A 12,373-nucleotide genomic window follows, 5' to 3' on the forward strand; every position below is an offset into this window, starting at 1 on the left:
GAACATATATTTCCATAAGAAATGGACAGGTTATTAAGAATTTGAATTCTTTTGTCTCACGGCAAAATTATAAAGTGGATCTTTAAGTTCATAGTTATACGTTAAACCGTCGACAATTCCTACAACTTTATCATTATCATAAAGATTGAGCATAAATTGTGCCATTTGTTTTGCGGTGTGGAATTTTGGTACAACATTATCGTATTGGAATTCATCAATATCAAATGAACGCTTCGCAAATTCTGTTTCAGTTGCAGCAGGAGCTAAAACTTTTGCTCGCAGTTTTGCGCCTTGTTCTTTCAGTTCGTGAGACAGCCCTTCTGTAAATGCACTTACATAGAATTTCGTAGCGCAATACGTAACAGCATCAGCAACAATTGTGTATCCGCCGCCCGATGAAACGTTAATAAGCTGTGTTCCGTCAACCATTGAATAATCTCGAACGAAAAGAGAAGAGAGTATTGTTAGTGCTTCTATATTGACATGCAACATCGTCTCGATTTTATTTAAATTTTGTTCAGCAATTGAGGCGAAATTACCAAAACCTGCGTTGTTAATCCACGTTTCAATTTGAAAAGATTGTAGGCTTTCATAAAGTTTATAAACATCTTCAGTAACAGATAAATCAGTTTTTCGAATGACAACATCCAATTCTGGATGCATTTCGTTAATTTTCAATTTTAATTCGTTTAATTCTTCTTGTCTTCGAGCTACAAGTACTAAATTTTTTCCGCGAGATGCAAATGCTAAAGCTGCTTCATAACCAATTCCGGAACTTGCGCCAGTAATAACAGTGTATTTCATATAAAATCCCCCTAAATTCAAATTCATTTATGGTTAGATTGTATTTGTTAGAGTATACTCTAAGTCAAACGTTTTTATAAATTTGATACGGTTATAAAATATATGAGGGTAAGCATGTGAAGGGAGTTTTAGTATGTACACAATTAGCGAGGTAGCAAAATTATTAGGCGTGAGCACACATACACTACGTTATTATGAAAAGGAAAATATATTAATTGCAAATCGTGATACAAATGGTAATCGACTTTACGAAGAGTCACATATAAAGTGGTTGCAGTTTGTAATGAAATTAAAACAAACGCAAATGCCAATAGCGAAAATAAGAGAATACGCTAGATTATATACAGAAGGGGAGCATACAACAGAAGCTCGTTTACGGCTCCTAGAAGATCATAGGAAATCTATTCAGATTCAAAGAGAAAACTTAGAAGTTACAGAGAAGATGCTCGAGAATAAAATTAGTGCATACAAAAGCTCATTGGAAAATAAATAGATGTTGTTATGTGATGAAAAATGGATTTGATCTATGAGTATTTCATCATAAGTGTGCGGACAAATAAAAAAGAGCAGCTAGCAAAAGCTAACTGCTCCATTCAAGGGATCTCTCCAAGGGGGAGTGGAGAAAATATTATGTTACTAGCAGTATTGACAGATTATTGAGAAATATACAAATTAGATGAAAGAAATTTTAAATAAACTTTCGGCATTGACAGTTTTTAAAATGTTCATGTACAATATATATGAATGACATTCAGTCATTTTTATGTGACAGGATGCAGTTAGCTTAGAAGTGGAACAAATACAATGGTAAATGAGGATGATAGTTGTTTTTATATAGTATTGATGAAAGAGTATATTTTTTTAAAACAAAATGACTGATAGTCAGTCATAAGAGGTGAGAGGTATGAAAAATAGAGCTTGGTTATATGTCATATTAACATGTATCTTTGAAATTTTTTGGGTGTTTGGTTTTAATACGGCTAATACTTGGTGGCATTGGATTATTATTTTAGGAGTTATCGCTGTTGATTTTCACTTCCTTTCTAAAGCGTGTGAACATCTTGCAACAGGGACTGTATATGCTGTTTTCGCCGGAGCTGGTACGGTAGGTACTTTCTTAATGGATGTATTTCTTTTCGGTGGAAGTTTCAGCGCAGGCAAACTATTCTTCATTCTTATGGTAGTAGCCGGTGTTATCGGTTTAAAGCTAGCTGATAATAAAGAAGAAACTGTGGAAGGAGCTGCTTAAAAATGGGTTGGTTTTTCGTATTTTGTGCTGCAATTAGTGAAATAGTCGGTGTGATAGGACTTAAAATGTATAGTAAAGATAAGACATTGGCCAATGGTGCGATTTATATAGGCGGGTTTGCTATATCCTTCGCATTTTTGTATACTTCCTTCTTATTTTTACAAGTAAGTGTCGCGTATGCGGTTTGGATTGGTATCGGAACAGCAGGTGCAGTTTTGTTAAACATGTTCTTGTTTGGTGAGTCGAAAAGTAAAGCGCGTATCATTAGTGTGTTTCTTATTGTATGTGGAGTGACAGGATTAAAGGCACTTTCTTAAAGATATATTGTATTTTTATCTCCTAATTGTTTATTAGGAGATTTTATTATAAAAAAATGATTTCCTCTTAGAGTTCACTATCATTGACAGTACAATCGATTATCTTATAAAATGAGTGACAGTCATTCAATATGCGTGTGAAAGGGTTTAGATGATGAATAAAAAAGAGAAAATTGTCTATGCAGCTATTGAAGTGTTTCAGGAAAAGGGCGTCGAAAAAACGAAGATTTCTGATATCGTGAAATTAGCTGGCATTGCGCAAGGAACTTTCTATTTATATTTTCCTTCTAAGCTATCTGTTATGCCTGCAATAGCAGAAGTGATGGTTGAAAAGATGATACTTGCAGTGAAAGAAAAAGTACAAAAAGATGTACCTTTTTCAAATAAAGTGGCACAAGTAATCGATGCGGTGTTTCACTTTATAGAGGAATACCGTGAAATACAAGCTTTAATGTATGCGGGTCTTGCATCTACAGAACATATAAAAGAGTGGGAAGCTGTGTATGAGCCTCTTTATATGTGGTTAAGCGAATTTTTAAGTGAGGCGAAAGAAGCTGGTGAAATTCGTGATTCGGTTCACGCAGAACGAACAGCGAAGTTATTTATCGCTCTTGTTGAATCAGCAGCGGAACAAGTTTATTTATATGATCATAAAGATGATGAGCAAGTCGAGCTACAAAAGGCAGAAGTACTAGATTTTTTAACACATGCACTACATATAAAGAAGTAGTAAGATGAACCTGTCTGAAAAGGTAGGTTCATTTTTGAGGAAAACTGAATGATAGTCATTCACCTAATGCTTATGTATGTGTGGAAGGATAGAGTGAAATTCTAATGAGTGGAGGCATCTTCACTCATTACTAGCCCGCAAAGAGCAGGATAAAGAAAAAGCTTCTTGGGCATTATTTTTTGAGAGGAACTTACGGGAAGAGGTGTTAAAAAGTGAAGAAACCGATAAAAGAACAAAAGATGGTATTGGTCATTCTTTTGAGTAATATATTTATCGCTTTTCTAGGGATTGGATTAATCATTCCGGTTATGCCGTCCTTTATGAATGATATGCATTTAACAGGGAAGACGATGGGATATCTCGTTGCAGTATTTGCAATGGCACAGCTCATTACTTCACCTATTACAGGCCGATGGGTTGATCTTTACGGTAGGAAGAAAATGATAATCATTGGATTATTTATTTTTGGTGTTTCAGAGCTTCTTTTTGGATTGGGAAAAGATGTATGGATGCTTTATGTAGCAAGGGTATTAGGCGGAATTAGTGCTGCTTTTATTATGCCTGGTGTTACGGCATATGTTGCGGATATTACATCTATTCAGGAACGTCCAAAGGCGATGGGATACTTATCTGCGGCTATTAGTACTGGATTCATTATAGGGCCTGGAATCGGCGGATTTATTGCAGAATACGGTATACGTGTGCCGTTTTTCGTTGCAGCAGCAATTGCTTTTATAGCATGTGTGATTTCAATCTTTATTTTAAAAGAACCGTTAACGAAAGAAGAACTTGCAGAGATTTCTTCTAATACGAAAGAATCAAGTTTTATTGGTGATTTAAAGAAATCATTAAATCCAATGTATGCAATTGCATTTATTATCGTATTTGTACTCGCATTCGGATTATCGGCGTATGAAACTGTGTTTAGCTTATTCTCAGATCATAAATTTGGTTTCTCGCCGAAAGATATTGCAGCGATTATTACAATTAGTTCAATCTTTGGGGTAGTTGTGCAAGTATTTATGTTTGGCAAATTGGTAGACATGTTCGGTGAGAAAGTATTAATCCAAATATGTTTAATTGTAGGGGCAGTATTAGCATTCGTCTCAACTGTAGTCTTTAATTATTGGATTGTACTTCTCGTTACTTGCTTCATTTTCTTAGCATTTGATTTACTTCGTCCAGCTTTAACGACGTTTTTATCAAAAGCAGCTGGAAAAGAGCAAGGATTCGTTGCTGGGATGAACTCGACTTATACGAGTTTAGGAAATATAGCAGGACCAGCGATGGGCGGAATATTATTTGATATGAACATTCATTATCCATATGCATTTTCAGGCGTTGTTTTAATAGTTGGTCTCGCTATTACATTTATGTGGAGAGAGAAACAGTTGGCTGAAAGTTTTGCGAAGTAATAAAACCCCTTACGACAGTAAGGGGTTTTTGTTTTATAAGCTTAATCCAAACCGTTTTAATTCAATAAATATTCCCTCTAATTGCTTTCCTTTATCCGTTAATGTGTACTCTACACGAGGCGGAACTTCTGGATATATTTTTCTCGTTATAATGCCTTGCGATTCTAATTCTTTTAGTCGAAGCGATAATGTTTTCGGACTAATGCCGTCCATTGATTTTTGTAAATCACTAAAGCGTAATGTTCCTTCGATAAGAAGGTCACGGATGATTAAAAACGTCCATTTTGTACTGATTACATCAAGCGTTTTAGCAATAGGACAAGGTATGCCAGGTAAACCTTTCGTTAATTCAACTGGATCTATATTGTTCATGGAACTAGCCTCCATAAAATTTTTTTGGATGAATTTGCTTTATAGTATCACAAAACTATACTTTTGGTAACTATATGAAAAAAATATCACTACTTCCATAAATGAAGTTAGTGCATATACAATAGCAATACGAAACATAAAGGATTTATATGAGGAGGTGGTGATTTCCATGGGGATAAAAAAGTTATTTGGATTCCTTAGTTTGTTTGTTATTTGGATTGTGCTTGTAGCATGCGGCGCGGAACAAAAAGGTGAAGTTCAGTTATTAAAAGAAATGCCAAGGCCAAAAGCAATGACAATTGATCCCTCACTAAGTAAAAAAGAAGCGACAGAAATGGTTCATGCGGCGCAGCGTTTTTATGCATTTTGGGATACAGGTAAGGAGGAACTTATTCCGCAGACTGTTACTGAAAAATTTTTCGATAATACATTGCCGAAAGGGCGACCACAAGGCATTGAAGGATTAAAGTTTGCAGCACAAAATTTTCGTAAAGTTGTGCCTGATATACATTGCGAGATTGAAGATTTATTAGTTGTTGGTGATAAAGTAACAGCCCGTCTTTCTTTTACAGGAACGCATAATGGTAAGAAAATTAATTTTTTTGCAATTGATATTTTACATGTGAAAGACGGAAAGATAACGGAAGATTGGCATTTAGAAGATAATCTTACACTACAGCAGCAACTCGGCTTAATAGCTGAAGAGTAGATCATATAGGGGAGAGAAAAGTAATGAAAAATGTATTTATTATAAATGGACATGAAAAATACGGTACAAAGGAAGGACGATTAAATAAAACGTTAGTAGATTATATGGTTACTGTATTAGGCGAGAATCATCATGTGAAAACAACAACGATTCAAGATGGTTACAATATTAAAGAAGAACAAGATAAATTTTTATGGGCTGATGTTGTTATTTATCAAACACCGATTTACTGGTTTAGTGTTCCAGGCTTATTTAAAACGTATATGGATGAAGTATATGAATACGGTTTGTTCTTTAAAGGTGCAGATGAATATGGAACAGGTGGTTTATTAAAGGAGAAAGAGTATATGTTCTCTACAACTTGGAATGCACCTGAAAAAGCATTTGGAGATAAGACGAAGTTCTTTGAAGGAGAAAGTTTAGAATCAACGCTTAGTCATTTACACCGCGTACAAAAGTTTCTCGGTATGAGTCCGTTAAAGAGTTTTGCTTGTTATGATGTGGTGAAGAATCCGGATATAGAGAAGTATTTAGGGAACTTGAAGAATCATTTAGAAGAAGTTATTCAATAATTAGAGTCATCCCCGTATTTAATGCGGGGATGACTCTATCCATAACTTCGCAAAATTTGCCCAGCTGAATGAATCAGTTGTTACGTTTTTTTAGGAAGGGTGATATGTTATTCTTTTTAAAACGGATCAACTTCAGCCAAATCAGGGTTAGCATTCGGATTTGTTAATAAGGTTTTCAGCTCACCTACTTCAGAGAGCGCAACGAGGATATAACCACTAATAAGGACGACGAGTCCGATGACCCTTAATGTTTGCAGTGTAATATCACGGCTATTGTTTTCGGAGTTGTCTTGGGGCGTTGAAGGTGGATTGTTATTCATAAATAAGGCTCCCATCTTTTGTATTTATATATGTGCGAAATCATTATTTAACTTATGGATAGGAATTATATAGTCATTTTCACTATATGAGAAATGCCTATGAAAAGTGATAAGGAATTTTGGGGCGAGAAAAGGGGGGAATCCAAAAGATTATTAAAACTGAACTTTTGGATTCCCCCCTTTTTTATTTATCCTGCTATTTGTGGTGGTCGGATTTCCTGTAAACGACCAGTTGATTCATTATTTTCATGTAAATACAAGGTTAGTTAACCAAAGTAGTTATCCTAATATACGCAACGATTCTTCAATAAACGCTGGGATGTCCTCTGGCTGTCTACTTGTTACTAGCTGATTTTGACATACGACAACCTCTTTGTCATGAAAGTTCCCGCCGGCATTTTTCAAATCGACTTCAATAGATTTATATCCAGTTACATCGCGTCCTTCAAGTGTTTGTGCAGTGATGAGTAGCTGAGGTCCGTGACAAATAGCGAAAACAGGTTTTTCCGCATCCATAAATGCTTTACTAAAGCGAACAAAACGTTCATCGGCACGAAGTATATCTGGAGAAAATCCACCCGGTATGAAGAGGGCATCAAAGTTCTCTGGAGAAACATCATCAATACTTTTATCAATCACGACTTCACTTTTTCCTTGCTTACCGTGTACCGTTTTCCCTTTTTCCATTTCAATAGTTGTGAATTCATATCCCTTTTGTTTAAAAGCTTCTACTGGCTCTGTGTATTCTGTATCCTCGAAATAATCCGTTATTAAAATAGCAATTTTTTTACTCATTCTAATCCGCTCCTTATATTATATTATATTATATTATATTATCGGCTCCAGAATCTTCCTTGGGCAATGCCTTCTATAAATGATTCAATTGAAGTATTTGTTAAGTTGTAAACTCCTGCTTCATCCAGTTTAATCTTACTATGGTCCAAAGCATGAGGATTACTAAGGACATGAGCTATCGGTTTAAAATGTTTAAAAGTAGTTTCTGCAAATTCTAAAACAGGGGGTTGAATGACAGACTCACTACTAAACACTAATACTGCATCAAAAAGGGAGGAGTCTGTTGTTGTATAAGTATCAGTTACTTTAATGGAATCATTGAACTGATAAATTTTATTATCTATGATGCTATAGTTAATACGATGCTGTGCAAAAGCTTGAATCCATTCGGACAGAAGGGAGACACTTGGGTCACCATTTAATAGAATTGCAACATTTTTGGAGTCAGCTTTAAAAATAGTGTTAGACATACTTAGTGCAGGTGATTTTGCATCTGAATTTACTTCGTGATTTTCCTTAGGTAAAGGAGATCCAATAATGTTAGCGACTTCTTGTGCTAATTGACGATCGACGTGGTTTAGGAGAGCAATTACATTTGCCTTCACCATGTCTGATTTACACTTCCCAACTTCAAAGCAAAAAGCTTCTTTTATGTGCTGCTTTTCAATAGGGCTCATACTATTGTAGAAAAGTTTAGCCTGAGAATAAAAGTTAAGAAAGCTTTTACTGCGACCTCTAATTTTATGCCCATCAATCTTTTCTTGATAATGTTCATATCCTCCTTGTTCGGCTTGGACGGTTGCAGGTTGATTGTTATTTAATCCATTAGGATGATAGCTTGTTTGACCGCGATGAATCTGCATTTGATGCATACCATCACGTTGATTATTATGAAAAGGACATACGGGCTGATTGATAGGGATTTGATGGAAATTAGGGCCCCCTAAACGAGATAATTGTGTATCTGTATAGGAGAATAATCTTCCTTGCAGAAGAGGGTCATTTGAAAAATCAATACCTGGTACGACATGACCAGGGTGAAAAGCTACCTGCTCTGTTTCAGCAAAGAAGTTATCAACATTTTTGTTCAATGTCATTTTACCAACTAATTTTACGGGAACTTCTTCTTCTGGCCATAATTTCGTTGGATCTAAAATATCAAAATCAAATTTATGTTCATCTTCTTCTGGAATTAACTGTAATCCAAGCTCCCATTCAGGATAATCCCCTTTTTCAATTGCTTCGTATAAATCTTGACGATGAAAATCAGGATTTTTCCCAGCAATCTTTTGAGCTTCATCCCATACTAATGAATGAACCCCGAGGGTAGGTTTCCAGTGAAATTTTACGAAATGGGCTTTTCCTTCTGCGTTAATGAGTCGAAATGTGTGAACTCCAAAACCTTCCATCATTCGTAAACTACGTGGAATAGTTCGGTCGCTCATTTGCCACATGACCATATGAGTGGACTCAGGATTATGCGCAACAAAGTCCCAAAAGGTATCATGAGCGCTAGCTCCTTGAGGAATATTATTATGTGGTTCTGGTTTAACTGCATGGACAAAATCAGGAAATTTAATGGCATCTTGGATAAAGAATACTGGCATATTATTACCCACTAAATCATAGTTTCCTTCATCTGTATAAAATTTTGTGGCGAATCCGCGTACATCTCTTACTGTGTCATTGGATCCTTTAGAACCTTGAACGGTTGAGAACCGTACAAATACAGGTGTTTTCTTTGAAGGATTAGTAAGAAAATCTGCTTTCGTATATGCTTCTAACGATTCATAAAGCTGAAAATAACCATGAGCGCCAACTCCGCGTGCATGAACAATCCTTTCAGGAATTCGTTCATGATCAAAGTGGGTCATTTTCTCGCGAAAGTGGAAATCTTCTATTAAGGTTGGGCCTCTTAAGCCCATCTTTAAAGAAAATTCATCTTCAGCTATTTTTACTCCTTGGTTTGTTGTTAAAGCATGTTTGCGTTGATTGTCGGTAACATGGTGCTTCAATTGCTCCATTTTTTTATTCACAATATAGGCCCCTCCTTTACGCTGTTAATTTAATAGATACCCTTTTTATTAGGACGTAAACATGTATTATGATTTTTGTATGTAAAAATCATAATTAAACCCTAAAACATCAAGGGGAAGAAAGGGAGTTTGTATAGCACTCTATGCTTAAGAAAAACAGGAGTAACATACCTAAAGTTTGTAATTAAGTATGAACGATAGGTTTAACATTAAAAAATAAAAAAGCCAAGGAGATAATTTATTTTCTCCTTGGCTTTTAAGATAATTCTTTTCGTTAAAATGCGGAAATTCTTTGCTTCGTTTTTGGTACAATAATAAATTTGATCCAGAGTAACCCGACAATCATAATGATAAGGCTATGTAAAAATTGACCTGTAGCAATGAGTATAACAATTGAAAATACAATGAGTTGAATACTTAGCAATATAAAGATTAAGCTAAGAAACTGCTTCATCCTTTCTTCAGTATGGATTGGATATAATGCTACAATAATATTTCCCGAAAAATATTTCCATAGTGAACGAAGCTGCATAGAGATCATATATAGAACGATGTAAGTGATAGCGCCTTTTACGTATATATTTGGTATGAAATATAAGGCGAAAGCACCGATCAATCCTAAGCGAATATATATACCGAAATAATCATTTCCACGTAAAAATGCTAGTGTATGTAAGTAGAAGAAAGTTGCTCGTTTTTTATGTAATAAAGGTTCAATCCAATTTGTAAGCCATTTTCTTTTATTTACTTGTTTATTCAGTTGCGGAACATCTGTAAAAATGCTAGCAAATTGATAAAAACGAACGTTCATTTTTTCTTCTTGCTCGATTATGTAATCCCACGGTATTCGTTTTGTAGGCTGTTTTTTCGTATATAGAAGTAGGAAAGCAAGTAGTAAGAGTAGTCCGCCCAATATGAGAACATTTGCGGAATAAAACAGCATGAAAATGATTAGGGCGTTACAAGTAATACGAATGATTAGCCATATGTTTTTTTCGTGACTATCACGCCACATCCAATGTATGTACATGTTCCAGGCTTTCGTAATCATTAACATGATAAAGATTGTACATAAAAAAGGAACCGTTAATTGCAATGATTGCATAGCAAGTGGAACGAGAATAAGGAACGTAAATAACAATGGGAAAAGCTGAATGATGTAATTGTATAGAAGAGATTTTTTGAAATAAGATGTTAATTTCTCTTCTAGTGCTAGTAAATAGACAGCATCAGGTTTTTGAATAAATGTACGGATAGGGCATCTCGTTATAATGAATGTAAGTACAATCGTTATAATTATTAAAGATATTCCTTTAGAAGGAGATGCTTTTAGAAACTGAGCATAATAATATGCACCAACGCATGAAATAAAGATAAAGCTATATAGTAAACCGTTAATCATACGTGCAAAGTATGTAATGATATTTTGAATATGTTGTTGGAAGCGACTGCTCCATAGCGATTCGATTGACATGTTTTTCACCTCTTTGTTCTATTATATATGTTTTACAAAAGAAAAAACGAGCAAATTGCGTTATGCAACTTGCCCGTTTTTCTTTTCGTTATTTTTTTTCTGATCACGATTCATTAATGGATAGAAAGCAAATCCGATTACGAATAAACCAATTCCGAGAAGGAACGTTTTTATATCGGATGCGCCGGTTTTAATAACCCATAGTGCGTAGCAAAGTGCGATAACTGCGACTATGCCATCTGTAATTCTTGCCCGCATTTCATTTTTATATGTTTCACCAGTTGCGACTAGTTTTAACTGGAAGATTGGTGAAACGAGATATGGAATGAGGTAGGCCAGTGTCGATACGGTAATAACGAATGTATAAGCTTCCGCAATGGTTCCTGATAATGTTGAGAATAGGAATACTTGCGACATAATGTTTGTTAATCGTAATGAGTAAATTGGACTTCCTTTTTTATTTGTTTTCGTGAAGAAGGAAGGGAAGAAACCTTCTTTTGCTGCTTGATAAGGTACTTCTGAGCTTAATAAAATCCAGCCTAAGATAGAACCGAACAGGGAAGTAAGAGCAAGTAATGCCATCAGTTTCCCGCCGCCATGACCCATTGCAGCGTTTAGTGCATCTGCTAATGGACGTTCAGAAGTTTGTAATTTATCAACGTGAAGTACACCCATTGTTAAAATTGTAATTCCTAAGTAAATCGCAACTGTAATAAGTAATCCCGCAACTGTTGCACGTTTTACCGTTTTTGGAGAAACAGCACGGTTTGATAAAAGAACGGCTGATTCAATTCCGATAAACGCCCAAAGCGTTGTAAGAGCAGCTAAATTTACTTGTGAAAGAAGACCATGTGATACACCTGATTTATCAATCATCGGCGTGTACCATTGTCCAAACTTAGAAGCTTCGAATGCAAATAACGTAACGACGATGAATAAAAGGAATCCAGTTACTTTCGTTGTTGTTGCTAAGAAGTTTAGTTTTCCAGCTCCGCTTACACCATTTGTTAATATAATATGAGTTCCCCAAAGTAAGATGGAACAAATCGTAAATGTAATTAGTTTTCCGACTTCTATGTTAAAAGAACCGATTGAAAATAGTAGTCGCGTATCTTTCATAATTGGGAAGAAGAGTGATAAATATCCCGCAAATGATGTAATGATGGCAACGTTACTTGCCCAGTTTGCAACCCAATATCCCCATACCATACTGAATCCAGCCATTTTTTTCTTTTTTGGTGTTGAGAATAAAGCATATGCATGACTTTGTGGTCCTGTCGTTAAATCAGGACGACGAATTGCTAAATTACCGAAAACAAGAGCTAGCATTAAAACACCAAACCCTGTTGTTAACCAAGCTAAAGTGACACCGAGTGGGCTTGCTGTTTGTGCCAACGTACTTGGCACCATGAAAATACCAGCGCCAACCATGTTACCGACAACGAAAGCTGTTAGTACCCAAAAGCCCCATTTTTTTTGTTGCATAGAAAATACCTCCAAAGTTAGTATAACCAAGTCAAGCGAGGAGATATGTATGTCTTCTTAGTAGAGAAGAGAAGTCCCAAACAAAACAAAAAAAG

Annotated in this window: 14 protein-coding genes; 7 read left to right on the plus strand and 7 right to left on the minus strand. The window is 35.5% G+C overall.

The window, feature by feature from the left end:
* Nucleotides 1–33: 33 nt before the first annotated feature.
* A complete protein-coding gene (locus tag QCI81_RS18660) occupies nucleotides 34–804 on the minus strand; it encodes an SDR family NAD(P)-dependent oxidoreductase (RefSeq protein ID WP_071731177.1) in 771 nt (256 codons plus the stop codon).
* A gap of 133 nt (nucleotides 805–937) precedes the next feature.
* Between QCI81_RS18660 and QCI81_RS18665 the strand changes: the two genes are divergently transcribed.
* The 5 genes from QCI81_RS18665 (at nucleotide 938) to QCI81_RS18685 (ending at nucleotide 4,515) form a co-directional block, all read left to right on the plus strand.
* Nucleotides 938–1,297: a MerR family transcriptional regulator gene (locus QCI81_RS18665; protein ID WP_071731178.1), complete on the plus strand. Its 360-nt coding sequence runs from the start codon at nucleotides 938–940 to the stop codon at nucleotides 1,295–1,297.
* Nucleotides 1,298–1,708: 411 nt separating this feature from the next.
* The gene (locus tag QCI81_RS18670; RefSeq protein ID WP_000796020.1) at nucleotides 1,709–2,053 is read left to right on the plus strand and encodes a DMT family transporter; all 345 of its coding nucleotides are present in this window, start codon (nucleotides 1,709–1,711) and stop codon (nucleotides 2,051–2,053) included.
* Nucleotides 2,054–2,055: 2 nt separating this feature from the next.
* Nucleotides 2,056–2,370 carry a DMT family transporter gene (locus QCI81_RS18675; protein ID WP_071731179.1) on the plus strand — a complete coding sequence of 105 codons (315 nt, stop codon included), beginning with the start codon at nucleotides 2,056–2,058 and terminating at the stop codon, nucleotides 2,368–2,370.
* A 151-nt stretch (nucleotides 2,371–2,521) separates the two neighbouring features.
* Entirely contained in the window at nucleotides 2,522–3,100 is a 579-nt protein-coding gene (locus QCI81_RS18680) for a TetR/AcrR family transcriptional regulator (RefSeq protein ID WP_003269603.1), read from the plus strand.
* A gap of 212 nt (nucleotides 3,101–3,312) precedes the next feature.
* Entirely contained in the window at nucleotides 3,313–4,515 is a 1,203-nt protein-coding gene (locus tag QCI81_RS18685) for an MFS transporter (RefSeq protein WP_071731180.1), read from the plus strand.
* Between the two features lie 33 nt (nucleotides 4,516–4,548).
* Here the strand turns inward: QCI81_RS18685 and QCI81_RS18690 are convergent, their stop codons facing one another.
* Nucleotides 4,549–4,887, minus strand: a complete 339-nt coding sequence (locus QCI81_RS18690) for a winged helix-turn-helix transcriptional regulator (RefSeq protein ID WP_353810864.1) — start codon at nucleotides 4,885–4,887, stop codon at nucleotides 4,549–4,551.
* Between the two features lie 169 nt (nucleotides 4,888–5,056).
* Here QCI81_RS18690 and QCI81_RS18695 point away from each other — a divergent pair, with 169 nt between their 5' ends.
* Together QCI81_RS18695 and QCI81_RS18700 are read left to right on the plus strand one after the other, a co-directional pair.
* A complete protein-coding gene (locus QCI81_RS18695; RefSeq protein WP_071731181.1) occupies nucleotides 5,057–5,596 on the plus strand; it encodes an ester cyclase in 540 nt (179 codons plus the stop codon).
* A 23-nt stretch (nucleotides 5,597–5,619) separates the two neighbouring features.
* Nucleotides 5,620–6,168: an NAD(P)H-dependent oxidoreductase gene (locus QCI81_RS18700; RefSeq protein ID WP_071731182.1), complete on the plus strand. Its 549-nt coding sequence runs from the start codon at nucleotides 5,620–5,622 to the stop codon at nucleotides 6,166–6,168.
* A gap of 116 nt (nucleotides 6,169–6,284) precedes the next feature.
* Here the strand turns inward: QCI81_RS18700 and QCI81_RS18705 are convergent, their stop codons facing one another.
* The 5 genes from QCI81_RS18705 to QCI81_RS18725 form a co-directional block, all read right to left on the minus strand.
* Nucleotides 6,285–6,488, minus strand: a complete 204-nt coding sequence (locus tag QCI81_RS18705) for a hypothetical protein (RefSeq protein WP_016078064.1) — start codon at nucleotides 6,486–6,488, stop codon at nucleotides 6,285–6,287.
* A 279-nt stretch (nucleotides 6,489–6,767) separates the two neighbouring features.
* Nucleotides 6,768–7,283, minus strand: a complete 516-nt coding sequence (locus QCI81_RS18710) for a type 1 glutamine amidotransferase domain-containing protein (RefSeq protein WP_000037532.1) — start codon at nucleotides 7,281–7,283, stop codon at nucleotides 6,768–6,770.
* 38 nt (nucleotides 7,284–7,321) lie between these two features.
* Nucleotides 7,322–9,319 (minus strand): catalase, encoded by a 1,998-nt coding sequence (locus tag QCI81_RS18715; protein WP_063546547.1) that lies wholly within the window; start codon nucleotides 9,317–9,319, stop codon nucleotides 7,322–7,324.
* Nucleotides 9,320–9,593: 274 nt separating this feature from the next.
* On the minus strand, nucleotides 9,594–10,793 hold the full coding sequence (locus tag QCI81_RS18720) for an ABC transporter permease (RefSeq protein WP_071731183.1): 1,200 nt from the start codon (nucleotides 10,791–10,793) through the stop codon (nucleotides 9,594–9,596).
* Nucleotides 10,794–10,853: 60 nt separating this feature from the next.
* On the minus strand, nucleotides 10,854–12,278 hold the full coding sequence (locus QCI81_RS18725) for an amino acid permease (protein WP_001186293.1): 1,425 nt from the start codon (nucleotides 12,276–12,278) through the stop codon (nucleotides 10,854–10,856).
* Nucleotides 12,279–12,373: the final 95 nt, after the last annotated feature.

The sequence above is a fragment of the Bacillus cereus group sp. MG20 genome (assembly GCF_040459885.1).
GTDB classification, from domain to species: domain Bacteria; phylum Bacillota; class Bacilli; order Bacillales; family Bacillaceae_G; genus Bacillus_A; species Bacillus_A cereus.

What these genes read in the sequence shown, in the direction of transcription:
- QCI81_RS18665 (WP_071731178.1), top strand. Translation starts at nt 938, where the DNA reads ATGTACACAATTAGCGAGGTAGCAAAATTATTAGGCGTGAGCACACAT.
- QCI81_RS18660 (WP_071731177.1), bottom strand. Translation starts at nt 804, where the DNA reads ATGAAATACACTGTTATTACTGGCGCAAGTTCCGGAATTGGTTATGAA.
- QCI81_RS18710 (WP_000037532.1), bottom strand. Translation starts at nt 7,283, where the DNA reads ATGAGTAAAAAAATTGCTATTTTAATAACGGATTATTTCGAGGATACA.
- QCI81_RS18725 (WP_001186293.1), bottom strand. Translation starts at nt 12,278, where the DNA reads ATGCAACAAAAAAAATGGGGCTTTTGGGTACTAACAGCTTTCGTTGTC.
- QCI81_RS18690 (WP_353810864.1), bottom strand. Translation starts at nt 4,887, where the DNA reads ATGAACAATATAGATCCAGTTGAATTAACGAAAGGTTTACCTGGCATA.
- QCI81_RS18675 (WP_071731179.1), top strand. Translation starts at nt 2,056, where the DNA reads ATGGGTTGGTTTTTCGTATTTTGTGCTGCAATTAGTGAAATAGTCGGT.
- QCI81_RS18720 (WP_071731183.1), bottom strand. Translation starts at nt 10,793, where the DNA reads ATGTCAATCGAATCGCTATGGAGCAGTCGCTTCCAACAACATATTCAA.
- QCI81_RS18695 (WP_071731181.1), top strand. Translation starts at nt 5,057, where the DNA reads ATGGGGATAAAAAAGTTATTTGGATTCCTTAGTTTGTTTGTTATTTGG.
- QCI81_RS18700 (WP_071731182.1), top strand. Translation starts at nt 5,620, where the DNA reads ATGAAAAATGTATTTATTATAAATGGACATGAAAAATACGGTACAAAG.
- QCI81_RS18670 (WP_000796020.1), top strand. Translation starts at nt 1,709, where the DNA reads ATGAAAAATAGAGCTTGGTTATATGTCATATTAACATGTATCTTTGAA.
- QCI81_RS18705 (WP_016078064.1), bottom strand. Translation starts at nt 6,488, where the DNA reads ATGAATAACAATCCACCTTCAACGCCCCAAGACAACTCCGAAAACAAT.
- QCI81_RS18680 (WP_003269603.1), top strand. Translation starts at nt 2,522, where the DNA reads ATGATGAATAAAAAAGAGAAAATTGTCTATGCAGCTATTGAAGTGTTT.